19 protein-coding genes are annotated in these 26238 nt (G+C 51.7%); 13 read left to right on the forward strand and 6 right to left on the reverse strand.

The genetic code is table 11. From position 1 onward, the window contains the following. The first annotated feature begins 3 nt into the window (after window positions 1–3). Window positions 4–1902 (forward strand): molecular chaperone DnaK, encoded by a 1899-nt coding sequence (dnaK, locus tag B147_RS0109615; protein ID WP_020586997.1) that lies wholly within the window; start codon window positions 4–6, stop codon window positions 1900–1902. A gap of 55 nt (window positions 1903–1957) precedes the next feature. On the opposite strand, the gene B147_RS0109620 is transcribed toward dnaK, so the two are convergent. The 5 genes from B147_RS0109620 to B147_RS0109640 all read right to left on the reverse strand — a co-directional run bounded on the left by B147_RS0109620 (window position 1958) and on the right by B147_RS0109640 (window position 11117). Then, on the reverse strand, window positions 1958–5356 hold the full coding sequence (locus tag B147_RS0109620; protein ID WP_020586998.1) for a transglutaminase family protein: 3399 nt from the start codon (window positions 5354–5356) through the stop codon (window positions 1958–1960). A gap of 38 nt (window positions 5357–5394) precedes the next feature. Beyond that, the gene (locus B147_RS0109625; RefSeq protein WP_020586999.1) at window positions 5395–6378 is read right to left on the reverse strand and encodes an alpha-E domain-containing protein; all 984 of its coding nucleotides are present in this window, start codon (window positions 6376–6378) and stop codon (window positions 5395–5397) included. 28 nt (window positions 6379–6406) lie between these two features. Beyond that, window positions 6407–7846 carry a circularly permuted type 2 ATP-grasp protein gene (locus tag B147_RS0109630; RefSeq protein ID WP_020587000.1) on the reverse strand — a complete coding sequence of 480 codons (1440 nt, stop codon included), beginning with the start codon at window positions 7844–7846 and terminating at the stop codon, window positions 6407–6409. 475 nt (window positions 7847–8321) lie between these two features. Further along, the gene (locus B147_RS0109635) at window positions 8322–9446 is read right to left on the reverse strand and encodes a substrate-binding domain-containing protein (RefSeq protein WP_020587001.1); all 1125 of its coding nucleotides are present in this window, start codon (window positions 9444–9446) and stop codon (window positions 8322–8324) included. 111 nt (window positions 9447–9557) lie between these two features. Beyond that, entirely contained in the window at window positions 9558–11117 is a 1560-nt protein-coding gene (locus B147_RS0109640; protein WP_020587002.1) for a sigma-54 interaction domain-containing protein, read from the reverse strand. A gap of 82 nt (window positions 11118–11199) precedes the next feature. Between B147_RS0109640 and B147_RS0109645 the strand changes: the two genes are divergently transcribed. Next, on the forward strand, window positions 11200–12582 hold the full coding sequence (locus tag B147_RS0109645; protein WP_026259590.1) for a D-serine ammonia-lyase: 1383 nt from the start codon (window positions 11200–11202) through the stop codon (window positions 12580–12582). A gap of 28 nt (window positions 12583–12610) precedes the next feature. Here the strand turns inward: B147_RS0109645 and B147_RS0109650 are convergent, their stop codons facing one another. Then, window positions 12611–12838 carry a hypothetical protein gene (locus B147_RS0109650; RefSeq protein ID WP_020587004.1) on the reverse strand — a complete coding sequence of 76 codons (228 nt, stop codon included), beginning with the start codon at window positions 12836–12838 and terminating at the stop codon, window positions 12611–12613. Window positions 12839–13567: 729 nt separating this feature from the next. Between B147_RS0109650 and B147_RS0109665 the strand changes: the two genes are divergently transcribed. The 11 genes from B147_RS0109665 (at window position 13568) to B147_RS30235 (ending at window position 26130) form a co-directional block, all read left to right on the forward strand. Next, window positions 13568–14716, forward strand: coding sequence for an aminotransferase class I/II-fold pyridoxal phosphate-dependent enzyme (locus B147_RS0109665; protein WP_020587007.1), 1149 nt, complete (start codon window positions 13568–13570; stop codon window positions 14714–14716). Then, window positions 14713–15687 carry a glycosyltransferase gene (locus B147_RS28005; protein WP_020587008.1) on the forward strand — a complete coding sequence of 325 codons (975 nt, stop codon included), beginning with the start codon at window positions 14713–14715 and terminating at the stop codon, window positions 15685–15687. The genes B147_RS0109665 and B147_RS28005 overlap by 4 nt, the downstream gene beginning before the upstream one ends. Before the next feature lie 5 nt (window positions 15688–15692). Then, entirely contained in the window at window positions 15693–17681 is a 1989-nt protein-coding gene (gene arnA, locus B147_RS0109675; protein ID WP_020587009.1) for a bifunctional UDP-4-amino-4-deoxy-L-arabinose formyltransferase/UDP-glucuronic acid oxidase ArnA, read from the forward strand. After that, a complete protein-coding gene (locus B147_RS28010; protein WP_020587010.1) occupies window positions 17678–18604 on the forward strand; it encodes a polysaccharide deacetylase family protein in 927 nt (308 codons plus the stop codon). The genes arnA and B147_RS28010 overlap by 4 nt, the downstream gene beginning before the upstream one ends. Beyond that, on the forward strand, window positions 18601–20283 hold the full coding sequence (locus B147_RS28015) for a phospholipid carrier-dependent glycosyltransferase (protein ID WP_020587011.1): 1683 nt from the start codon (window positions 18601–18603) through the stop codon (window positions 20281–20283). Before B147_RS28010 ends, B147_RS28015 begins: the two co-directional genes overlap by 4 nt. A gap of 11 nt (window positions 20284–20294) precedes the next feature. Next, window positions 20295–20666, forward strand: a complete 372-nt coding sequence (locus B147_RS0109690; protein WP_020587012.1) for an SMR family transporter — start codon at window positions 20295–20297, stop codon at window positions 20664–20666. Between the two features lie 185 nt (window positions 20667–20851). Beyond that, window positions 20852–21931, forward strand: a complete 1080-nt coding sequence (gene lptG / locus B147_RS0109695) for an LPS export ABC transporter permease LptG (RefSeq protein ID WP_020587013.1) — start codon at window positions 20852–20854, stop codon at window positions 21929–21931. Window positions 21932–22572: 641 nt separating this feature from the next. Continuing rightward, a complete protein-coding gene (locus tag B147_RS28020) occupies window positions 22573–22977 on the forward strand; it encodes a PepSY domain-containing protein (RefSeq protein WP_020587015.1) in 405 nt (134 codons plus the stop codon). Between the two features lie 178 nt (window positions 22978–23155). Continuing rightward, the gene (locus B147_RS28025) at window positions 23156–23872 is read left to right on the forward strand and encodes a DedA family protein (RefSeq protein ID WP_020587016.1); all 717 of its coding nucleotides are present in this window, start codon (window positions 23156–23158) and stop codon (window positions 23870–23872) included. 25 nt (window positions 23873–23897) lie between these two features. Beyond that, entirely contained in the window at window positions 23898–24578 is a 681-nt protein-coding gene (locus B147_RS0109715) for a response regulator (RefSeq protein ID WP_020587017.1), read from the forward strand. Further along, window positions 24571–26130, forward strand: a complete 1560-nt coding sequence (locus B147_RS30235; protein ID WP_020587018.1) for a sensor histidine kinase — start codon at window positions 24571–24573, stop codon at window positions 26128–26130. Before B147_RS0109715 ends, B147_RS30235 begins: the two co-directional genes overlap by 8 nt. The last annotated feature ends 108 nt before the right edge of the window (window positions 26131–26238 follow it).

Raw genomic sequence — 26238 nt, forward strand, 5'->3', positions numbered from 1 at the left:
GACATGAGTCATATAATCGGAATCGACCTGGGTACCACAAACTCTTGCGTATCCATACTCGAAAACAGTAAACCAGTTGTTATTACAAACCCCGAAGGGGGAAGAACCACACCATCGGTGGTGGCCGTGACCCAAAACGGGGAGCGTCTGGTGGGGCAGGCAGCCCGGCGCCAGGCCGTGACCAACCCGGAAAATACGGTATTTGGGGTAAAACGTTTAATCGGGCGGCATTTTGATTCCCCTGAAGTTCAGGCGGACATCTCCATTCTTCCTTATAAAATTAAGAAGGCCGGCAACGGCGGGGTGGCTGTTCAGATGAACGGCAAGGATCACACCCCGGCGGAGATCTCCTCTTTTATTCTGGCCAATATCAAAAAAACGGCTGAAGAGTATCTCGGGGAAAAGGTGACGGATGCCGTGATCACAGTTCCGGCTTATTTTAACGACAGCCAGCGCCAGGCCACAAAGGATGCCGGAAAAATTGCGGGACTGAATGTGCTGCGCATCATCAACGAGCCCACAGCGGCCTCCCTGGCCTTTGGGCTGGAGAAGAAAGATGAACAGAAGATTGCCGTGTTTGACCTTGGGGGCGGCACCTTTGACATCTCCATTCTGGAGCTTGGCGGCGGTGTCTTTGAAGTAAAGGCCACCAATGGCGATACCCATCTGGGCGGCGAGGATTTTGACCTGCAGATTGTCAACTATTTGGCCGATGAGTTCAAAAAAGATCAGGGTATTGATCTGCGAAATGATGCTATGGCGCTTCAGCGGCTTAAAGAGGCGGCGGAAAAGGCAAAACAGGAACTCTCCTCTTCTTTGGAAACAGAGATTAATCTGCCCTTTATCACCGCAGATGCCTCAGGCCCGAAACATTTAAATATTAAGCTGACCCGGGCCAAAGTTGAAAGTCTGGTGTCCGACCTGCTGGACCGGCTGGAAGGGCCGTGTGCAACAGCCGTTAAAGATGCGGGTCTTAATTTTTCCGACATCGACAAGGTGATCCTTGTGGGCGGCATGACCCGGATGCCTGCGGTTCAGTCCAGGGTGGAAAAGATCTTTGGCAAACCTGCGGACAAGGGGGTAAACCCGGACGAAGTGGTGGCGTTGGGTGCCGCCATCCAGGGCGGTATCCTCAAAGGCGATTTGGAAGATGTACTGCTGCTGGATGTTACGCCGCTGTCTCTAGGTATTGAGACCATGGGTGGTGTGATGACGCGGCTGATCGAGAAAAATACCACCATCCCGGTGCAGAAAAGTGAGGTCTTTTCCACGGCTGAAGACAATCAGCCGGCTGTTACCATACATGTGCTCCAGGGTGAGCGTGAGATGGCTTCAGATAATAAATTGCTTGGCCAGTTTGAATTGACCGGTATTGCTGCCGCCCCCAGAGGTACCCCTCAGATTGAAGTCACCTTTGACATTGATGCCAACGGTATTGTTAACGTGTCTGCCAAAGATAAGGCAACAGGCAAGGCGCAGTCCATCCAGATTACGTCTTCCTCAGGTCTTTCAAAGGAAGAGATCGACGCCCTGGTTAAAGATGCTGAGCGTCATGCAGAAGAGGATAAACGCAAAAAAGATCTGGTAACGGCCAGAAACCAGGCGGATCAACTGATCTACCAGACTGAAAAAATAATCAGCGGATCACAGATCCCTGTGGATGCAGATACCCGGGGCCGTTTGGAAGGATTGTCCAATGATTTGAAAGAGGCAGTAAAGTCAGATGATGTGAACCGGATAAACACAGCAACTGAACGCCTGAATCAGGCTTTGAACACCATGAGCCAGGCTGCGTATTCCCAGGCCCAGGGACCGTCTTCAGGTCCCGGCGAAACCACCGGGAACACAGTGTCCAAGGACGATGATGATATCATTGATGCCGAATATTCAGACGTCGCTTAATTTTTAAAATCAGTCATGAGCCGAGCCTGGTCTATCAGTTGCTCGGCTCATGCTGTTAATAGCGGGTCCTTAAGTCCAGGGTATATGGAAACCTTGGGTTTAACGGTTCGTTGGGTATCTGGTTCAACGGGCCCGGGGTGTGACCAATATCCCTGAACCGGGAAATCCGTCGGCCTTCGGCTTCCAGGGCGTTAATTGGAAAAATGTCATAACCTCGCCCACCCGGGTGGAATGCATGATAGGTGCATCCGCCCAGTGACCGCATACTCCAGGTATCCACCAGGTCAAAGACCAACGGGGTATGTACACCGATGGTGGGGTGCAGGCAGGACGGGGGCTGCCAGGCCCGGTACCGGATTCCGGCCACGGACTGGGCATTGATCTCTGTGGGGTGAAAGGGTACGGGGCGCCCGTTGCAAAGCACCTGGTAACGGTCATCCGTCATGCCGGTTACCTTGATCTGGAGGCGCTCTAAAGAGGAGTCTACATATCTGGCCGTACCCCCGCCGCCGGGTTCTTCCCCCAGTACATGCCAGGGTTCAATGGCGGTGCGCAGTTCCATTTCCACACCTGCATGGCAGACTTTTCCGATAAAGGGGAACCTGAATTCAAAGTGGGGGTGAAAACATGCGGGCGTCAGGTCATAGCCGTCCCGGCGCAGAATATCCAGCACATCGCAGAAATCCTGCCACACATAAAAGGGCAGCATGAACTTGTCGTGCAGGGTCGTTCCCCACCGCACCAGTTTTTCTTTGTAAGGTGTTTTCCAGAATTTGAGCATGAATATGCGCAGCAGCAACTGCTGGGCAAGGCTCATTCTGGCATGGGGCGGCATCTCAAAGGAGCGAAACTCCAACAGCCCCAGCCGCCCGGAAGCGGAGTCCGGGGAGTACAATTTGTCAATGCAGAATTCAGCCCGGTGGGTGTTGCCGGTAAGATCCGTGAGCAGGTGGCGGAACAACCGGTCCACCAGCCAGGGCGGACACGGCAATCCAATATCTGAGCCGGGCAGAAAATTGGATTGATAGGATGACATCTGGTTGTCAAGCTCGGCAAAGGCAATGTCCAGTTCATCCAGGGTGTCGTGGCGTGCTTCATCAATCCTTGGGGACTGGCTGGTGGGCCCCATGAACAACCCTGAAAAGAGAAAGGACAACGATGGATGATTATTCCAGAACGCTAAAAAACTGCGCAACAGGTCCGGCCGGGCAAGCCAGGGGCTTTGGCCGGGACTGGGGCCGCCCATGACAATGTGGTTGCCGCCGCCGGTGCCGGAGTGCCGTCCGTCTAGCATGAACTTTTCCGTGCCAAGGCCTGATTGTCTCGCCTCTTCGTACAGATCACAGGTCACATCCACCATCTGGCCCCAGGTGGTTGCCGGGTGAATGTTCACTTCAATTACCCCGGGGTCCGGGGTGACGTTGAGGACGTTGATCCGGTGATCAAAGGGCGGGGTGTAGCCTTCAATGATTACAGGAAAACCTGTGGTGCGGGCGGCCTGTTCCACTGCGGCAATCAGTTCGAAATAATCTGTTGCACTGGCCATGGGAGGCATGAATACATAGAGCCGTCCGTCCCTGGGCTGGATACAAATGGCCGTCCGGATGACCGGCTCGGTGCCGTCGGCGTCATAGGCCGGATGGACTACGGGCCCAAGGGTTTGGGAGACAACATCATCCCGGGTTTGTGTTTCCGGTTGTCCCGGGATATTGAATTGACCGTCCTTTTCCCTTTCCACCCGGCGCAACTGTTCCTTGTCCGAATCGGTTGTCAACGGATCAGGGAACGGGCCGTGGATTCCCATGGGGTCCTCTTCCACCACATGGGGATACTTTTTGGGAGATATCCAGGGCAGACTGTCCAGGGGCAAACGAAGCCCCATGGGCGAATCTCCGGGCACCAGAAATAAATTGCTGGAACGCAAGTCCCAGGCGCAGCTTTTCCATGATCCTTTCTTAATGGGCAGTACAAAGCCCGTGACCGTCCCAATGCCCTGTTCAAATACCCGGGACATACGGGCGCGCTCCTCGGGATCTTTCAGCCGGGAGTCTTCCGGGGTAACATTGACCGGCAGGCGCTGCTCCTTTAAGAGCCAGTAGAATACATCTTCATAGGCCGGTATGATATATTGTTCATCCACCCCCAGTACCTGGGTGACGGTCTGGATCAAGACTTGTGCATGGGCAGGGCCGAAACCGTAGTCCCTGGTGTCATCCGCCAGAAGGGACGGATCCTGCCAAAGGGGGGTGCCGTCCCTTCGCCAGTAACAACCCAGGGCCCAGCGGGGCAGGGACTCGCCCGGATACCATTTGCCCTGGCCGATGTGTAGCAGGCTGCCCGGGGCCCATTTGCCCCGCAGGCGCTGTAGCAGTTCCATGGCCTTGATTTTTTTGGTGGGCCCCACGGCGGCGGTGTTCCATTCATCGGCGTCCATGTCCGTGGCCGATACAAAGGTGGGTTCTCCGCCCATGGTCAAGGTGATGTTTTCCTTTTTAATCTCTTCATCCACCCGGAAGCCAAGATCGTGAATTTTTGTCCAGATCTCCTCGGGATAGGGTTTGGTGGATCTGGGATCTTCGTGGATGCGTGTCACGCGCATGGTGTGGGAAAATTCTACCTCGCACTTCTCAAGCCCCCCTGTGACAGGCGCCGCGCTTTTGGGAAACGGGGTACAGGCAAGGGGGATATGGCCTTCACCGGCCAAAAGTCCGGATGTGGGGTCCAGCCCCACCCAGCCGGCTCCGGGTAGAAACACCTCTACCCAGGCATGAAGGTCTGTGAAGTCCTGTTCCGGTCCCGAAGGCCCTTCAAGGGATTTGACATCGGCGGCGAGCTGGATCAGGTACCCGGATACAAACCGGGATGCTAATCCAAGATGGCGTAAAATGTTGACCAGCAGCCAGGCCGAATCCCTGCAGGAGCCCGACCGCTTGGTCAATGTCTCCTCACAGGTCTGGACATTGGGCTCCATGCGGATATTATAGCTGATGGCCTTTTGCAGATCCTGGTTCACACGGACCAGGAAATCAATGGTGTTCTCTTTTTTGCGGCTGATCTGGGAAAGATAGGCGGTAAATTTGCTGCCCACACGGGTTTTTTGTAAAAAAGGCCCCAAGTCCTTTTTGACCTCCGATGAATATTTAAATGGATATTCCCGGGCATACTCCTCCAGAAAAAAATCAAAGGGGTTAATGGTGACCATTTCGGCAACAAGATCCACAACAATGGAAAAATGATCGGTCTTTTCCTGGAAATTAAGCCTGGACAGATAGTTGGAAAAAGGATCCTGCTGCCAGTTGATAAAATGGTCGTCCGGTAAAACCGTCTGGTTGTAGCTTAAAATCGGGGTCCGGCAGTGGGGGGCGGGGCGCAGCCGGATCACCTGGGGGCCTAATTGGATTTTGCGATCATATTTATATTCGGTTTTATGATACAAGGCCACTTGAATTGCCATGGATGTAAATACTCCTTAAAGGGTAGGTCCGGTTTGTTTTACTGGACTTGGACAGAGGTCTGTTCCGTCTGGTTGTCGGGAATTTTGAAAAATACCTCGCGGATGCCGATCCCAACCTGGTTAATCTTTGTCTGCAGATCATCAAGGTATTCGTGCATGCCTGTGGAAATTACATCATCAATATCCGAATAATCCAGATCCGCGCATAACCGGCCCAGGCTTTTTTCCGCCGGATTGGATACAGCAGCCCTGGGGGTACCGGTGATTTCGTGCAGGGCGCTCTTGGCGTTTGTCAGGCAGCAGTGGATGGATCTGGGAAAGTCCGGATCAAAGATTAGAAAGTCGCACACCTGTTTGGGTACAATCCGGTGAAATTGTTTCCGATAGATTTCAAACCCGGAGGTGGATTTGAGCACAGCGCCCCACTGGATCACATCGTAAGGGGAGTTGACATTTTCGGGTGTGGGTAACAGCATGAAGTATTTAACGTCCAGTATTCGGGAGGTCTTATCAGCCCGTTCGAGAAATTGGCTGAGCAAGGCAAAATGAAAGGCCTCCCCCCGGGACATGGTGGCATGCAACAGGCCTGTGAACATATGGCTCATATCGGTGATGCCTTTGAAAAAGCCGTGTGGGTCCTTGTGGGCCACACGGTTTTGGGTTGCATCCTTGAGCAGAAGATAGGAGCGGTTAATCTGTTCCCATATGCTCGATGAGATGATTTCCCTGACGCTTCGGGCGTTTTCCCTGGCAGCGGCTACACAGGAAATAATGGAGTTGCCGTATTCCCTGTCCAGGGCCAGGAACTGGATCACATTTTCCCTGGAATAATCTGTACCGTACCGTTTTTCAAACACTTCATGGTCGCCTGTGGTCATTACCAGGGGCTGCCAGGCCCCGGCCATTCCTGAGGCCATGTCCAGGGACAGGTTAAGGTTTACATTAATAAAACGAGCTATATTTTCGGCTCTTTCAATATAACGGGTCATCCAGTAGATGGAATCTGCAACGCGGCTTAACATGATATCTCCCTAATTTTTACCCCAATAATTAATCTGTGCCACTTAAAACCCAGGAGTCTTTTGTGCCACCCCCCTGGGACGAGTTCACCACCAAAGATCCTTTTCTCAAGGCCACCCGTGTCAGCCCGCCGGGAAGCACATAGATATCCTCGCCGTAAAGAATGTAGGGGCGAAGGTCCACATGCCGCCCTTCAAAATGATCCCCCACAATGGTGGGCACCTGGGAAAGGCTGATGGTGGGCTGGGCAATATAGGTCCTGGGGCTGGCCTTGATACGGCGGGCAAACTCCTCGCGCTCGGCCTTGTCGGCATGGGGGCCGATCATCATACCGTATCCGCCGCTTTCATTGGCTGCCTTGACCACAAATTTATCCAGATTGTCAAGCACATGGGCGCGGTCCTTTTCATCCCAGCACACATAAGTAGGCACATTGGGTAAAATGGGATCTTCCCCCAGGTAATATGAAATAATTTTCGGCACATACGCATACACGGCCTTGTCATCCGCTACGCCGGTGCCCGGTGCGTTGGCCATGGCCACCCGGCCCTTGAAATAGGCCGACATAATACCCGGAACCCCGAGCATGGAATCGGACCGGAACACTTTGGGGTCAATGAAATCATCATCAATGCGGCGGTAAAGAACCTCAATGGGTGAAAGTCCCTTAGTGGTCCGCATATAAAGCCTGTCATCGGACACCACAAGGTCCTGGCCTTCCACCAATTCAATGCCCATCTGCTGGGCAAGGAATGAATGTTCAAAATAGGCGGAATTATACCGCCCCGGGGTAAGCACCCCGATCTTGTGGTTGGAGCCTGTGGAGGGCAAAAGGTTTTCAAGGGTGGCCAGAAGTTTGTGGGGATATTCATCCACGGCCCGGACCTGTGAGCTTGCAAAAACTTCGGGAAACGTGCGTTTAAGGACCTGGCGGTTTTCAAGCACATAGGATACGCCGGATGGACAGCGCAGATTGTCCTCAAGTACATAAAACTCGCCGTCCGTATCCCGGATCAAATCCGTGCCCGTGACATGGCACCAGACGCCTTTGGGCGGTGTAAACCCTTCCATCTGTTTGCGGTAAGCGGCGCAGGACATGATCAGATCTTCGGGGACTACCTTGTCCTTAATAATTTTTTTATCGTGGTAGATATCTTCAAGAAACAGATTCAGGGCATGGATACGCTGCCGCAACCCGCTTTCAATGTGTTGCCACTCCCTGTCCTCAATGATTCTTGGGATAATGTCAAAGGGCAGGATCTTTTCTGTTCCTTCCTCACTTCCATACACATTAAAGGTGTTACCTAACTGCAGAAGTGAGGTTTCCGCAGATTGTTGCTTTAATAACAGCGCATTTTCCGGCAGGGACTCTATTTGATTGATTAGTTTTTTAGCACCGTCCCTGACAGTGCCGTCCTTGTGGAAGAGTTCATCATAGTATTCTGTCGGCTTATAATTTGAAAATTTCATGATCGGCTCCAACAATTTTCTTAATACAGGCACCAGGTTGTCCAAGGGGTGTCCAGCGAAAACAGCACCTTTGTCATTTTTTTAGAAGTATAAATTTTATCCAACATTATTGTCTGTTTATTTGTTATGAAAAACCGGCATAGAGCTTAGGGACCGGAACATCTATTCTATTTTTAACTGCTTTTCAATAGTTTTTTTAATGAATTTTAAAATATGCACAAAATGTGCCTTTTGGTTCTAAAAATAAATTTAAAAATAATTTTTAAAATTTATCTGAAAAACAAATGGGTTACTTAATGAGCAAAGATAAGGGGTGAAAATGAATTTAGCATGCTGTAAAAATACAAGACAACAATTTTGTGTTTTTGTAAAGAGATAGAGGTAAAAACGTTATTGTTAGAATTAATAGAAACGGTAAAGAAAATGCTTAAATTTAATGAATATATCGTTTTAACAATTCTACTAATATTTCATCTTACAATTCTGCAATAATACGGCCGGTGTCCGAAGTTTCATAACCGGGCAGGCAGGCAAGCTCCTCTCTGAATGCCCGGGTCTGGATAATATCCAGGGCTGCTGCAACACCGGGATGGGTCATCAGGTCAGAAGGAATGACAAGATCACAGCGAACATGGGAAAGGGGGATGAAATCCAACCCATAGGTCACGGCCACGGCCCGCAATCCCAGGGCAACATCACAGACGTGATGGCGCACGGCCTCGGCCCCCTGGGCATGGCTATGCACCAGGTATTCATATCCCAGGATTGCCGTTGCAGGAATGTTGCCCTCTTCAAGCAAATCATCCAGGAGACTGCGGAGCGCAGCCCCTTCCTCCCGGTTGGCAAGCCGGACGTCCTTGCGTGCCAGGTGGGCAACGCCCTGAATCCCCTTAGGATTCCCAGGGGCAACCAGCAGCCCTTCCTCAAAGGCGGAAAATGCAATCAGAAAACCTGAGATATCTTTCATTGTCTGGGTGACCAGAAATTTGTTTCCATCATCACCTCCCCGGGTATGCATGTGGGTCCCTGCGATATGGGCCTGGCCTGCGGCCACCCGGATGACAGCCTGTTGACTGGACGCAAATCTGACATTCAGGCCTGCATTTCCCGGGGTCTCACGGACCCGGTGACCCAGGACGGAAAAGGCCGGATCACAGCCCAGAAGCAGGGCTGTGGATGCCACCCGTTCTTCGGGTAATAATATCTTTGCCCTGGCCTGGCCCGGTTCAAGCAATCCGTCTGCAGCGCCCATGTCCTCCATCCTGGCATGGGTGCCCACAAGGGGGTATGCAAAGTGGCGTTCCCGGACCTTGGCGATGTTCACCCGCGGACCCCAGGCAAATTCTTCGTCCACCAGGACCACGTCCCGGGCCTGGCCCGCTGCCTGATAAAAGATATCCTCCACCCGGCAGCCCAGCACCTGGGCCATTGCAAGGGCAACACCGGTATTGGGCAGGTAACGGCCGGCTTCGATATCATAAACAGCCTGGCGCTTGATTCCCACAAGGCCGGCAAGTTCAGACTGGGTCATTTTTTTTTGGGTCCGCAGTTCTTTGAGACGGCAGGAAACGCTTACGGTGCGATTTGATGTTTTGGCCATGGCACTACTCTCTTATTATTTCAGGATGATGCACTATAACATAGAATACAATTGAAAAAAAACAGAACATTTATGACGTTGATAAAAATATTTTGACGTGTCTGGTGCTATCTATGACGATGCCCCCGTACCCCGGTGAATCTTAAGTTTGCGCATGCGCGAGGCAAAGGTTGAGCGGTTGATACCCGATGCCTTTGCCGCCCAGGTGATATTCCAGTTAAATTTTTCCATGAGCGCCTTGACATAGGCCTTTTCAAGATCCGGCCAGGTCATGGCGGAAATATCGTGCAGGCATTGTGCCCCACTTGCCTGGGGCGCTGAATCCATTGTGTCCGTGTCTTCTGTGGTCCCATCCTGGCCGGATTTACGGATATGTTCGGGCAGATCCTCCGGTCTTATAACGTCTTTTGGGGCTGTAACCATTAAATACCGGATAAGATTTTCCAGCTCACGGATATTTCCCGGCCATGTATAAGCCACCAGGTGATGTATGGTGTCAGGGGATATTTTTTTTTCAAAAATTTTTGTTTTCCGGCCTTCCGTGGTCAAAAAATGTCGGACCAGCAACGGAATATCTTCCTTACGTTCCCGCAATGGCGGCAGGTGAACCGGCAATACGGACAGGCGGTAATAAAGATCCTGTCTGAATCGATTTTCCCGGATCATTCCGGCAAGATCCTTATTGGTGGCGGCAACGATTCTGACATTGATATGCCGGATTTGGCTGGCGCCCAATGGTTTGATCTCATTTTTCTGCAGCACCCGCAGGAGTCCGGCCTGGGTGTTCATGGGCATATCTCCGATTTCGTCCAGGAACACTGTGCCGCCGTCAGCCGCTTCAAACAACCCGGCCCGGTCCCGGGTTGCACCGGTAAATGCGCCTTTTTTATACCCGAATAATTCGCTTTCCAGAAGGGTTTCGGGAATGGCCGAACAGTTCTGGACCAAAAAGGGATAATCCGCCCTGGCGCTGCCCGTGTGAAGACGCTCTGCCACAAGTTCCTTGCCCGTGCCGCTTTCGCCCGTTATCAGCACATTAAAGTCGGTATCTGCATAGCTTTTGATAAGATCCATGCTTTTGTGAAAGGCTTTGCTTTGGCCGATAATAATGTTTTCCTTTTCCATTCTGGACAGGGCCGAAGAAAGCCTGCGATTTTTTTTCCGTTCCCTTGAGTAAGATAGAGCGTTACCCAGGGCGATGGAACAGATTTCAACCAGGGATTGAACATGGGCAAGGTATGAAGAATCCAGATTAAGTTGAATACTGTCAGGGGTGGTGTCAATGATCTGTACCGCCCCAAAAACCTGTCCGTCTATCAGCAAGGGGAAACACAGGATCTGGTTGCTTTTTATGGCAAAATTGGCTTCCACCTCCCGGTTGTGACGGCGGTCGGAGCCCGCTTTGGCAATGGTCATTCTGCCGTTTTCAATCACCCAGCCCACAATGGAGGGTGAGCCTGCATCCAGGGTAACCCCCACTATATTTTCGCTGTCAATACCGGCGGCCTCCACACAGACATAGGTCCGGCCTCGTTTGATCCAGATTGATCCACGTCTGACGTTCTGGATTTCGAGCAGTGCATTTAGAAATTTTTTTTGAAGAACATCCGGGTCCAGTTCCCTGAACAGATCATAATTTCCCCGGAATGATTTATCTTTTTCGGTGTCCATAGTAACAGCATCCTGTTAATATTAGCTCGTACATACCATATATGATTAAATATCGATATTTAAAAAATTTTGAACACTGATTTTGAACACTGAACGTATTGCAGGAAAAACAATTGAACAATGGCAGAAGACTCTTCCCCTGCTTAAAGAGATTATGGCAGGTCAAGAGGTGTTTTGGTCAAATCCGGAGTGCCGGCCCGTAAACGCCGCATTTAAGTCCATTGCCTTGTCATACAAAGATGTGGCCGATGCGCAAGCAAGGCTGAAACGGTTTACCCCGTTTATTGCAAAGGTCTTCCCCCGGACCCGTGGGGATAACGGCATTATTGAATCGCCGTTGCGGTCAATCCCTAACATGAAGGCAAAACTGAATTTACAGGGGAAATTTCCTGTTTGTGGAACACTTTTGCTCAAATGCGACAACCTGCTTGCCGTGTCCGGTTCCATTAAGGCCAGGGGTGGGATCTATGAGGTTTTGAAGACCGCCGAATCCCTGGCTGTTGATAAGGGGCTGCTTGGTTTTGGGGATGATTATTCAATTTTTGCCACGGACAAGTTTAAGCGGTTTTTTTCCAATTATGCCATTGCCGTGGGGTCCACCGGTAACCTGGGCTTGAGTATCGGCATCATGGGTGCCGCCCTTGGGTTTAAGGTGGTTGTGCATATGTCTGCCGATGCCGCCCTTTGGAAAAAAGAGCGCTTAAGGCAGTGCGGTGTCACCGTGGTGGAGTATGAAACCGATTACAACCGGGCTGTGGCAGCAGGCCGAAAACAGGCCCAATCCGATCCCACGATGCATTTTATTGATGATGAAAATTCTTTGGATCTGCTGTTGGGGTATGCTACGGCCGCTGGCCGTCTGAAAGAGCAGTTCGACGGTTTAGGCCGGGTGGTGGATGAAAAACATCCGCTGTTTGTTTACCTACCCTGTGGGGTGGGCGGTGCGCCCGGCGGGATAACACTGGGGCTCAAGCTCGTTTTTGGTGATCATGTCCACTGTTTTTTTGCAGAACCCACCGCTTCGGCCTGTATGCTCATCGGTCTGATGACAGGGCTTCATGATAAGGTCTGTGTGCACGATTTCGGATTGTCCAATCTCACGGATGCGGACGGTTTGGCCGTGGGACGTCCCTCGGGCCTTGTGGGCAAAACCCTGGGAATGTTGATCAGCGGCTCATATACGATGACAGACGAAACCCTTTACCGGCTTTTGCACACTATGGCGGATCAGGAGTCCATTTCTCTTGAGCCCTCTGCCGCTGCAGGATTGTCAGGGCCCACGGGGCTATTGAATTCGCCGGAAGGCAGAGTCTACATTCGCCGTCAGGGGTTAATTGAAAATATGGCAGAGGCCACCCACCTCGTCTGGGCTACGGGCGGGGGCATGGTGCCTGAGCCGGTGATGCAGGCGTATTATAAAAAAGGGGGGTGCTCCACCGGTTCAGGATTAATATCAAAATTTTGATGCCATGTGCCCATCGTTAAGATGAACGTTAGGTGATTTTGTCAGGTTTGCACAACCGTTTGGGTTTATCTGACAATCTTTTGCATTTTTGACATGAATAGGTCAATTTCTGCATGACCGGTTTGCAAACCATCTTGGCTTCGGTTGACGATGCACCACAATTTTTACAGACAAAGGCTTTTGATGTATCGGATGATTTGCGCAAATGTTCTTTTTTATTTTTACATGCCTTACAGGCTCTAAGTTTTTTCCCCATACCGCACCTCTCCTTCATAAGTGAAATGCTGAACCAATAATTAAAAAATAGTACCGATTTTTGAAAGGTCAATTCCCGGCCGAATTGGTTCGTCGGCCCGGCTTAAGGTCAGATGGGAATTGCCGGCTGTTTTCAATTGGTCTCCCGGTGGGACCAATTTTTATAGGGTTCCCGATCCGGAATTTGAGCCCCGCCGAAAGATGAGTTTTATCCGTTGATCACCGTTTAATTTACCTGATTTTTTTAAATTGTTTATGATTTTTTCATTGACTTGAATAAATTTCGATAATATAGAAGCGGTAAATTTTTGGATAATTGTTGATCCTGATGCTGATGCTCTCATACTGAACCTGAACCTGCTTATCTAAATTATCCTGTCCGCCTGTCTGTCCCCCCGAGGGATGGACAGGCGGACTTTTTTTTTTAGAGAAGACTTGATGCAAATATGCATTGTCACACCAGCCGCTCCGGCGATTTAACGTGATTCATCAATCTATAAAGTTCTATAAAGTTCGCTGTGGTGGCTGGGTGTTATTCGTTCGGAGTCAGCATTATGTTCAACTTCTTCATAAAATCTTCATTGTCTGGATGACATAGTTATGGGCCATAGTCGCCTGCTTATCTGATGATTTTTCGTCCAATCACGGGTTTTCGTTTAGGCTCTACCTAAAGTCATATATCCGAAAGGTGTTTTGTTTGAAAATAAATAGTTCAAAAAAAAGGGGGCATATGAGACCTGACTTTCTGCCGTTTTCCAGACCATCCATTAGCGAGCCTGAAATTGAAGCCGTCGCAAATGTCCTGCGATCCGGTTGGATCACGACCGGGCCAAAGGCGGCTGAATTTGAAGACGCGTTTTCTGCCTACTGCCGTGCAGAGGGTGGGGTTGCCCTGTGCTCGGCCACGGGCGGAATGCATCTTGTGCTGACAGCCCTGGGTATCGGCCCCGGAGACGAGGTGATCACCCCGTCCATGACCTGGGTCTCCACAGTCAACCTCATCAAGCTGGCCGGTGCCGTCCCCGTCTTTGCAGATGCAGACCGTGACACGCTGATGATCTCTGCTGAGACCGTCGAACCGCTCATCACGGAACGGACAAGGTTGATCATTCCGGTGCATTTTGCAGGTGCCGCAGCAAACATGGAACCCTTACGCCGCCTGGCCCGGGAACAAAAGATACCTCTGGTCGAAGATGCGGCCCATGCTGCAGGCACTGAATACCGGGGAGAGCGGATCGGCTGCAGGGGAACGGCCATTTTTTCCTTTCACCCCATTAAAAATATGACATCCGGCGAAGGCGGCATGGTCTGCTCAGATGATCCCGAACTTTTGTCAGCGGTCCGCCGGCTTAAATTTCACGGCCTTGGGGTGGACGCCTATGACAGGACCATGCAGGGCCGGTCGCCCCAGGCGGAAGTGCTGGCTCCCGGATTTAAGTATAACCTCACCGACATTGCGGCGGTCCTGGGCATGGGCCAGCTGAAAAGGTTGGAGGGATTTATCGAAAAAAGGACCCTGCTGGCCCGCCGCTACCTGGAACGTCTGGCCCAGGTGGATGAAATTTTGCCCCTGTCCATGCCTTCTTACCCCATGCGCCATGCCTGGCATCTGTTTGTGGTTCGTCTGGATACAAAAGGGGCGCGTATGGACCGGGCAACCTTTATGGATGAACTTAAAAGTAGAAATATCGGCACCGGCATCCACTTTAAGGCCGTCCATACCCAGAAATATTATCGGGAAACCATGCCCTTTGCCGGGGAAAAACTGCCCCACACCCAGTGGAATTCAGACCGGATCTGCTCTATGCCCCTGTTTCCCGGCATGACGCCGGAAGACGTTGACAGCGTTGTGGACGCCATTAAGGAGGTGCTGGCGTGAAGGAACCGGATATTTCCATTGTCATCCCGGTATATAACGAAAGGGAAAATCTCCCTGAACTTGTGGACCGCTGCCTTTCCGCCTTGAAGCCCATAGGAAGGTCCTTTGAAATCATCCTGGTGGATGACGGCAGCCGGGACGGTTCCCGGGAGCTTATTCGGCACGCAGCCGACCATCACCCGGAAATCGTGGGGATTCTTTTAAATCGGAATTACGGCCAGCATCCGGCGGTTTTTGCCGGACTGGAACATAGCAGCGGCCACATTGTGGTCACTCTGGATGCGGACCTCCAGAACCCGCCGGAAGAGATTCCCAGGTTGGTGGCGGAGATGGACCGCGGTGTGGACGTGGTCGGCACGGTACGTCAGAATCGTCAGGATTCCCTGTTCCGCCGTGGCGCATCCTCCGTGATCAACCGGCTTGTCCGGCAGGCCACCGGCGTGATGATGACCGATTACGGCTGCATGCTCAGGGCCTACCGGCGACCCATTATCCAGGCCATGCTCCAGTGCCGTGAACGGTCCACCTTTATTCCCATTCTGGCCAACAGTTTTGCCGGCAGTACCGTTGAGATCCCTGTGAATCACGCTTCACGGGAACACGGAGAGTCCAAGTACAGCTTTTTCAAGCTGATTTCCCTTCAGTTTGATCTGCTCACTTCCATGTCCACCTACCCACTTCGGCTTCTGTCTCTGATCGGATCGGTGATCGCGGCCGGCGGCATCGGCTTCGGTCTGCTGCTGATCGTGTTGCGGTTCGTCTGGGGGTCCCAGTGGGCTGCCGAAGGCATATTCACCCTGTTTGCAATACTCTTTTTCTTTATCGGAGCCCAGTTTGTCGGCATGGGGCTTCTCGGGGAGTATCTCGGACGGATCTATCACGATGTGCGGGAACGTCCCCGCTTTTTTATCCAGGAAATCACAGGTGCAAACTGTGGATCTCAAACAGACCTTGATGATACCAAGGAGTAATTATTATGAAAACGATTGTACTGGCCTATCACAATATCGGATGCATCGGCATCAACGCACTTTTGGACCACGGATACGAAATTCAGGCGGTCTTTACCCATGAAGATGATCCCCATGAAGCCGTCTGGTTTGAGTCTGTGGCTGAACTGGCTGCAGCCAACGGTATCCCGGTCTATGCCCCCGAAGATATCAACCACCCCCTCTGGGTTGAGCGGATCAGGAACCTGGCCCCGGATCAGATTTTTTCCTTTTACTACCGCCATATGGTGGGGCCCGAAATCCTGGCCATCCCTTCCCAGGGATGCATGAACCTGCACGGCTCTCTTCTTCCCCGCTACCGGGGCCGGTGTCCTGTTAACTGGGCCCTGGTCAACGGGGAGACCGAGACAGGCGTCACCCTCCACCACATGACCCCCCGGCCCGATGACGGGGACATCGTGGGGCAAAAACAGGTGTCTATCCATGAAACGGACACGGCCCTGACCCTGCACCATAAAATCGGTACGGCTGCCGAAGGCCTGCTGGCGGCGCTTTTGCCCGAAATTCTTGCCGGCCGCGCACCGCGTATCCCCCAGGACAACGCCATGGCCAGCTATTTCGGAGGCCGAAGGCCCGAAGACGGACAGATCGACTGGACCCGGAGTGCACATGATGTCAGGAACCTGATTAGGGCCGTGACCCGTCCTTATCCCGGGGCCTTTTCCTTCCTGGGTACCCGGAAATGCCTTTTCTGGGATGTGGCAGAGACACCCTCGGTGCCGGATGCGCCTCCGGGCACTATCCTCTCCATAGATCCTTTGTGTATCGCCTGCGGTACCGATGCGGTGGAGGTGCGGTATGGCCAGGAGGAAAACGGTCTCTACATGAGAGGAACACAGCTTGCCCAGGAGATGAAACTTGCTCCGGGCATGCTTTTTGACGGCAAAACAGAGTCTGTAGTCGGCGTGCGCCGCAAGCGGCATATCCTGATTCTCGGCGTCAACGGCTTTATCGGCAACCACCTGAGCAAACGGCTTCTGGACAGCGGGCGCTATGAGGTCCACGGCATGGATCTAAGGTCGGACTGCATTCAGGATCTAATTGCACATCCGGATTTTCACTACAAGGAGGGCGATATCTCCATTATGCGGGAGTGGATTGAGTACCACGTTCGAAAGTGCGATATTGTCCTGCCTCTGGTGGCGATTGCTACCCCCATCGAGTATGTCAGGAACCCCCTGCGGGTCTTTGAGCTGGATTTTGAAGAGAACCTGCGTATCGTCCGGTACTGCGTTAAATATAAGAAGCGGCTGATTTTTCCATCCACTTCAGAAGTGTACGGTATGTGCGCTGATGATGAATTTGACGAGGATCGTTCCAACTTTGTCCTGGGTCCCATCCATAAGCAGCGCTGGATTTACTCCTGCAGCAAACAGATGCTGGACCGGGTTATCTGGGCCTATGGGAAAACCCAGGGACTGCCCTTCACCATTTTCCGGCCCTTCAACTGGGTCGGTCCCAAACTGGACTCCCTCAAATCGGCCAGAATCGGCAGTTCCCGGGTGATTACCCAGTTTATCTTAAACTTGGTGGAGGGTTCGCCCATCCGCCTGGTGGACGGAGGTCTGCAGAAACGCTGCTTCACCGATTACAGAGACGGGGTGGAATGCCTGTTTAAAATTATTGAAGATAAAAACGGCCAATGCAACGGGCAAATTTTCAATATCGGCAACCCGGATAACGAATACAGCATGGCCGACCTTGCCGACATTCTCAGAGAAAAATTCGCAGCACATCCACGAAGGTCTCAGTTCCCGCCGGACAGCGGTACAGAATGCATCGAAGCCCGGACCTATTACGGGGACGGTTACCAGGATGTCCAGCACCGGCGTCCATCCATTCGGTTATCCCAAAAAATACTGGGATGGACCCCAACGGTTCCCTTTGAACAATCCGTGGCAGAGACCCTGGAATATTTCCTTAACTCTGTGGCTGTCGTGGAAACTCAAGAATGAAGACCCGGGTCGGCTTAAGAATAGATGTGGATACCCTGCGCGGCACCCGAAAAGGGGTTCCGGCGCTGCTGGACCTGCTGGCGCGTCATCAGGTCCGTGCCACCTTCTTTTTCTCCGTGGGGCCGGACAATATGGGCCGCCACCTTTGGCGGCTGGTGCGGCCGGCTTTTCTGGTGAAAATGTTCAGGACAAAGGCTGCCGGCCTCTACGGATGGGACATTTTACTTAAGGGAACCCTGTGCCCCGGACCCGTTATCGGCGAAAAGAGCCCTGAACCCATGTGCAGGGCTGCAAAAGAGGGCCATGAGGTGGGACTCCACGCCTGGGACCACCACCGCTGGCAGATTAACGTTGAAAAACTGGACACGGCCGCCGTTGCAAGAGAAATCCGCAAAGGGTATGAACTGCTGGAGAAGATCATCGGCAGGGCACCGGACTGTTTTGCCGCCCCGGCCTGGAAGGTCACCCCGCAGGCCCTGTCCGCTCTGGAACAGTTTCCCTTCCGGTTTGAGTCCAACTGCCGGGGAACAACCCCCTTTTATCCGGTAATAGACCGGCGCTGCTATTGCCACCCCCAGATCCCAACCACCCTGCCGACCTATGATGAACTGGTGGGCCGGCAATGCACGCCGGAAAACTACAACGATCATCTGCTGAGTTTGATTCAACCCGGCCGGTTTAACGTGCTGACCATTCATGCCGAGGCGGAGGGCATCATCTGCCTGGACCTGTTCGATGATTTTTTGAGCCGCGCCGGGCAGCGGAAAATCGGCTTTGCCCCCTTGGGTGAGGTATATGCCGGCATCCCTGAGATTGAAATATCATACATGACTCAAGCGACTGCGCCCGGCAGGGAGGGATGGATCTCCTGCCAGGATGTTCTGTCCGAACCCTGCGCCCACCTGGAGGAATTGTCCCGATGAGCAACATAAACAAATTTACCGTCCTGCTGCTGGTCTCTTTTTTCCTGCTGGCCTATATCCTGCCTTTGGGGGTCAGAGATCTTGTGGTGCCGGATGAAACCAGATATGCCGAGGTACCAAGGGAGATGATCGCAGGCGGCGACTGGATTACCCCCCATATCAACGGGCTGCGCTACTTTGAAAAGCCGGTCATGGGCTACTGGGTTCATGCCGCATCCCTTAAAGCTTTCGGGGAGAACAACTTTGCCGTGCGCTTTCCGTCAGCGCTTTCTGTCGGCCTGTCCGCGGTCCTGATCTTTTTGCTGATGCGCAATGCAGGCCGCCGGGAGGATGAAGAGGACAGGTTTTACAACCTGCTGGCCCCACTGATCTTTCTGTCTTGTTTTGAGGTTTTTGGTGTGGGCAATACCGCTGTACTGGACAATCTGTTTTCATTTTTTCTGACAGCCACCGTAGCCTGTTTTTTTCTATCGTCAGAAGCTGTGCCGGGTTCGATACGGGAAAAGTTACTGCTCCTGGTGTCCGGTCTTTTTTGCGGTTTTGCTTTCCTGACCAAGGGGTTTCTTGCTTTGGCCGTACCGGTACTGACTCTTGCCCCCTATCTGGTTTTGGAACGAAGATACAAGGATCTGTTCCGGATGAGTTGGCTGCCGATCCTGACGGCTGTGATTGTCGCCGCGCCCTGGGGTATCATGATTCATTTAAAAGAACCGGATTTCTGGCATTTTTTCTTCTGGAACGAACATATCCGCAGGTTCCTGGCAGATAACGCCCAGCACCGCGAATCCTTCTGGTTTTTCTTTTTAACCGCTCCGGCGATGTTCATTCCATGGACATTTGTTACCCCGGCCGCTGTCCGGGGGATCGCTGCCCAGTTCAGCGGGGACGATCCAAAAAACCGGCTGCTGCGGGTCAGCCTCTGCTGGCTGGTCCTGCCTTTTTTGTTCTTCTCTTTGTCCAGGGGAAAGCTTCTCACCTATATTCTGCCCTGTTTTCCGCCCTTTGCCATTCTCATGGCGTCCGGGCTCCGGCACCTGTTTAAAACGTCGGGGCCGAACCGGCTTTTTCAGGGAGGGACGGCTGTAACCGCCATGCTGTTCGCAGTCCTTCTGCTTGCCTTCCCCCTGGTCCAGTTTTTTGGCTTCGACGGGTTCCGGCCTTTCAGAGAATCCTGGAAGGTGATAATGGTCATTAACGGCCTGGCCTTTTTTGTGCTGCTCTGTGTCTGGTCTTTAAAAAGCCGTCATCTGCGGGGCAAGCTCCTTCTATTTGGGGCCGCCCCCCTGTTTTTCTTTTTCATGGTTCACTTCACCATTCCGGATCTGACCCGTGAAGTCAAATCCCCCGGACCTATTCTGGAAAAATACAGGCAAAGCGTTACCCGTGACAACATCATCATTTCCGATGAGAATTCGCTCAGGGCGGTTTGCTGGTATTTGAAACGAAGCGATGTCTATATACTCGGCGGGGCCGGTGAAATGGATTACGGATTGACATACCCGGATGCCAATGGAAGGCAGCTTGATGTCAAAGCCGCGGCCGACCTGATTCGAAAAAACCCCGGGAAGACGGTTTTGGTTGCCCGAATCAGACATGCGGCGCAATGGCAGAGCCAACTTCCCACCCCTGTTTTTCAAGACCAGAACGGTCCCACAGGGTATGTGTTCTGGCGGTATTAAAAGGAAAAAACATGACCAGCTATCTTCCTTTGATTATTTTCGGCGTCCTGCTGAACGCGGCCGCCCAACTGGCACTCAAGCAGGGCATGAGGCAAATCGGTTACTTTGAATTTTCCCTGCAGAACAGCAGCCACATTTTTTTTGCCGTGGCCTCAAGTCCCTATATTCTTGCCGGATTGTCCTGTTACGTCATCAGTGTGGTGGTCTGGCTCCTGGTGCTTTCCAGGGTTGAGGTCAGTTATGCCTATCCTCTGCTGTCCATCGGCTACATTGTCACGGCTTTTGCCGGATGGTTCTTCTTCCAGGAAAGCATCAGCCTGACGCGCTGGATCGGAATTGCCGTTATCTGCAGCGGGGTCTGGCTGATCACCCGCTCAGCATGAGCAGCTGGGAAAGAGGGGAGACCATGACTGTTAAAACCGGGATTTTTCTAAAGTGACCCCTGAAAGCCGTATGGACGAATGGACAAAAGTCATCGTCCATCTGCCGTATTCACGGCAAAAAGGTCTGGTATGAAAACCAACACCAGACTGGAAGGCCGTGGTAACGGCGTAAAGGATCTGTCTCTATGAAAGCCTGCCTGCACAGATACTGGCTCAAAGAATTTTCAAGATATTTTTGCATCATTCAGATCATTCTGCTGACCATTTTTATTTTTATCGACTACCTGTCCAGGATTGATGACTTTTTTAATTCCGATGTCACCATGACCCGGGGGCTGTTGTGTGTCCTGCTGAAGCTGCCCTTCATGGTTGTCCAGTTTGCACCGGCCTGCCTGCTTTTGGCAGTAATCTACACCTTTGGCGTCATGAACCGGAACAGAGAACTGATGGCGCTGAAGGCCTCAGGTATTTCTGTATATTTCCTGATCAAGCCTGCGCTTCTTGCCGGCTCAGTCCTTGCGCTGGCTGCATTTTTCCTGGGGGAAACCGTTGTTCCGTCGGCCATGGGCCTTTCCAATCATATCTGGAATCAAGAAAGGTCGGGAAACCAAAACGTTTCGCATAGACGGTCGGATATCTGGATTAAATCGGATCAACGCATGCTTCATATTGACTTTTTCGACCCGGTCCATGAACGAATCGCGGGGATCACTGCAACCACTCTGGGAAAGGGGTCCAAAATACTTCGAAGAGTTGATGCCAAAACCGGTGAATACCATGATGGAAAATGGCGCTTGACAGAGGTAACCGAGCAGGTACTCAGCTCTGAAAAAAAAGACTATATAGTCCGGAATCTGCCAACCATGGAGCTGCAGTTGGGCATTAACCCCAAAAACTTAGGGGCCGTGGTTCTTCAATCTGAAGAAATGAGCTGGTCTCAGCTTCGGGCCTATATCCGGCAAATTACGGCAGAAGGATATGACGCCACAACCTACAGGGTGGACATGAATGGAAAGCTTGCGTTTCCGTTTATCAGTGTGATCCTGGCCCTGGCCGGGGCGGCGACGGGTATGAGTTCCCTATCCCGAAAAAATCTGCCCGTAGCGGTCGGGGTGGGCATAGTCATCAGCTTTTTGTATTGGTTTGCTTTCGGACTGTGCACCGCTCTAGGATACTCCAAAATCCTGCCGCCGATGGTGGCCGCCTGGGTCAGCAATCTGGTCTTTTTTTGCCTTGGAGGTATTTTTTTAATTTACATCGAATAAAGCATGGCTTGATAAAGAATACCTGTCGATACTTAAAAAGGCTAAAAGGAAAAAAGCAGAGATCCATTGGGGATATGAATTACCCTGTATTAATATACTACTTCCTTTGTGAGTATTATCCCTTTTTTCAAGCCCTTTTGGAGTACTTGCCAAAAAAATCCCGTCATAATTAATGAAAACAAAACTAAAATCAGGAACACTTTTTTCATAACGCTTCCTCTTTTTGAGACGATATGGAATATTGATTAAAAATAGCAAAAGGAAAACTTAGAATTATTGTAATTAGAGACCATCCGTTTTGTAATCATATTGTTCTCCTTTCTTCGACAAACTTAAAGATCCATGACGCACCTATAAAATAGACCATTAAAATGAAGATTTCGTGAAGATTTGCAGGAAAAATTAAAATTTAGAAACGAGATGATCAATCCTGTGGTGGGTTATGTACCTCGGTTTTGGGCTTAGCCCTTCCCGAATTCGAAAAACCTCTCTATACAAACCGGCAAAATTCGGCCTCTTTTTGTTCATACTTTCTTCATAATGGTGAGAGTATATTGATAAAAACGGCAGCCGCCAGGCTAGCGTGAGGCTTAGACTGGTGATACCGCTGCCGCTGTAATCTAAAAACAGGAGATATCATCATGAAAAAAAGATTAATTGTTATGGCTGGCGCCGGGACATTATTCCTCAGTATCGCAGTGGCCGGGGTGAGTTTGGCCGGTTCCGATAAAACTGAGATCCGCAACGGCACCATCCGGATTGAAAAACAGTCTGAAGCCGAATTTCCTTCAATGGCAAAAATTTCGATGGATCAGGCTGTTCAGCAAGCCCTGGCCTCTGTTCAGGGCCGGGTTTTGAAAACGGAACTTGAGGATGAAAACGGTTTTCTGGTTTACGGAATTGAAGTGGTGACCGCCGACAAGGCCGTCATGGACGTAAAAGTGGATGCCGGTTCCGGCAAGGTGCTGGCCATGGAGCGGGATCACAGGGATGATGATGAGGATCGTGATGCCGGGGAAGATAATGACCGGGGTCATGAGGACTAATCCAATCAGTGTATCCTGAACAGCAGCGTGTCGATCTGATTCGGGGTATGACTTTACTATACATTATACCGATTTGGACCAACGGGTTGGTTTTATTCAATCTGAAAGTCATGAACCTTGTGAAATCAATAGGTTGAAAAAAATCGGTATAATGTTTACCGTATCAAAGGAGTGTAAGATGTTTCACCAATTTGTCGCCTGGCTTGCAAATACTGTTGGGCAGTGGGGATATTCCGGTATCGTGATGCTTATGGCTTTGGAATCCTCTTTCTTCCCCTTTCCTAGTGAGGTGGTCATCCCGCCGGCCGCATATCTTGCGGCCACGGGAAAAATGAACATCGGCATGGTCCTTCTCTGCGGAACACTGGGAAGTCTGCTGGGTGCTTTGTTCAACTACTGGATTACCCTGAGGTTCGGACGGCCGTTTTTTGAAAAGTACGGGCGATACCTGCTGGTCAGCCCCGGGTCCCTGGAAAAAGCCGATCGCTTTTTTAATCGTCACGGCCATATCAGCATGTTCATCGGGCGCCTGCTGCCGGGAATCCGCCAATATATTTCTTTGCCGGCCGGCTTATCTCGAATGAATATTTTCTCCTTTTGCGCGGCCACGGTTCTGGGGGCGGGGCTATGGGTGTCGCTGCTGGCCGGTTTGGGGTACTGGTTCGGCCGTAACGAACAGCTTGTGCTGCAAAATTTGAGCTGGGTCACCCTGTTTTTGGTTGTCGCCTGCGCTGGCATCGTGTTCTTTTATTGGCGCAAATGGAAAAGCCGTTCACGGCGGACAATACTCCTGGGCAATGATGGCATCCAACCGGAATATAGTGATTTCCCTGTGGATTCACACCGGGTCGGGCCGGCGTCCTGTCTATCCGAATTGAAAACTGAACAAAAATGAATCAGGAATCTTTCAGGGAGGTGGCGTGAGGGTATTAATCGTTGAAGATGACGGACAGACCGCCCACTTTATCTCAAAAGGTCTGAGACAAGAAGGCTTTGCCGTGGACCTCGCATCCAATGGCGAAGACGGACTTCATTTTTTATTGACAGAGCCCTATGATGCTGCAGTGATTGATATTATGCTCCCCAAACTGGATGGGCTGACGTTGATTGATGAGGCGCGCCGTAACAGGGTTCATACCCCTGTTATCGTTTTAAGCGCCAGGGGATCGGTGGATGACCGTATCAAAGGATTGCAGGCGGGTGGTGACGACTATCTGGTAAAGCCTTTCGCTTTTTCTGAGCTGGTCGTGCGCATTCAGGCCCTCATCAGAAGGGCCACCCGCGAGGATGACCCGACATCTCTCACCGTCGGCAACCTCGAAATGGATCTGGCAAGGCGAAAGGTCTTTCGGAAAGGCGTATCCATAGATTTGCAGCCCAAGGAGTTTGCATTGCTTGAGTATTTGATGAGGAACCAAGGGAAAGTGGTATCGAAGACGATGATCATGGAGCACGTTTGGGATTACAACTTCGATCCCCGGACTTCCGTTGTGGAAGCGCGGGTATGCCGGCTGCGGGACAAGGTTGACCGTTCATTCGCAAAAAAACTCATTCACACGGTCCGGGGCGTCGGATATAGTCTGGAAGAAAGGGATGAGTGATTTTCTTCCGAGACTCCGCCACATGGCAAAGATGCGTTGGCAGAGCATTCGACGCATATTGGCCGAGGCGTATAAATTTATGCAACCTTGGCTGTCAGCCTCGATTTACATCCGATTTTTTCAAACGACAACCTTTCGATTGACCTTCTTGAATCTTGGAGTGTTCACCACCCTTTCCGTTGCGGTGTTCCTTGTCGTTTATGCGTCCCTGGCCCTGCGCCTTCAGAAACAGATGGACAAGGCTCTCCTGACTACTTCAGAAGAATCTGCTGCAATTTATCGGCAACAGGGCATTGCGGCGCTTCAGTATGAGTTCGAGCGCGAGGCGGAGTCCCAAGGCTCGGGCCGTGTATTTTTCCGATTGCTTTCGTCCGATGGAACGCCCCTGGCATCCTCTGATTTGAGTAAATTACGGGAGAGCGGTTTATCTATCCCCAGCAAACCTGCGGCCCAGGGAACCCGGTCGGCGTATTATACGTTCCACCTGCGAAAGCCCGAAGAGGAGCATGGCCGAAAGGGTGAAGAGGATGAACGGGATTTTCAAATCAGAATGATCTCCATGCCGATCGGTGGCGGAGAAGTGCTTCAAGTCGGTAAGACCCTTTACAGCGAGGAACTCATTCTGGAGAAATATCGAGAAACCTTCGGCGTTGCGCTCATGGTCATGGGCAGTCTCGGCGGCCTTCTCAGTTTTTTGCTGGCCCGGAAGGCCATGGCAGGCGTACAAAGGATCACGGATACGGCAACGGGTATCGGAAGAAGCGATCTGGCCGGAAGGGTGCCGCTGGGTGATGAGGGGGAAGAGATAACCGCCTTGGCCCGGGCGTTCAATGCCATGCTCGAACGGATCGAGATCCTTTTTAGTGAGGTGCGGCAGGTCACCGACAATGTCGCCCACGAATTGCGTACCCCCATCACCCGAATCCGGGGAATGGCTGAAACAACACTCAAGGGAGACGATAATCTAATCGAGTATAAGGAAACAATGGCTTCGGTCATTGACGGATGCGACGATCTCATTGAGATTATCGGCACCATGCTCGAAATCGCGAAGACAGACTCCGGCAATTTCGATTTTGATCCGGTTTCTTTGGACCTTATTGAACTTGTGGAAGACGCGGTTGACCTCTTTATGCCCGTAGCCGAGGATAAGCGCATTCATATCCGCCTGAATAAACCTGCTATGGCGGCGAAGGTCACCGGTGACCGGCGGAGGCTTCAACGTGTGGTATCGAACATCCTGGATAATGCCGTCAAATATACGCCTCATGGCGGCATCATAACCGTGACAATCAAGAGTGACGCCGGGGATGTGAGGGTCTCAATCTCCGACACAGGCATCGGCATCAGCGAAAGCGACCTCCCTCATATTTTCGAGCGTTTCTTCCGCGGCGACAAAAGCCGGTCGACTTCAGGAAACGGGTTAGGGCTCAGCCTGGCCATGGCCATCATTCATGCCCATGGCGGTGATATTACGGTAACGAGTTCAGACCAAGGCGCCACCTTCACCTTTCTTCTGCCGGCTTCCCCATCTTCGCGGCATTATTCCTGAAGTTTACCAAAAAGTAAACTTTAGCGAATGTTCCAGTAAACTCCCGTACGGTATATTCACCAGCAAGTTCACTGTAAACGGGAATTGTTCCCCGGCCGGCACATTGTT

Source organism: Desulfobacter curvatus DSM 3379, from assembly GCF_000373985.1.
Lineage (GTDB): Bacteria > Desulfobacterota > Desulfobacteria > Desulfobacterales > Desulfobacteraceae > Desulfobacter > Desulfobacter curvatus.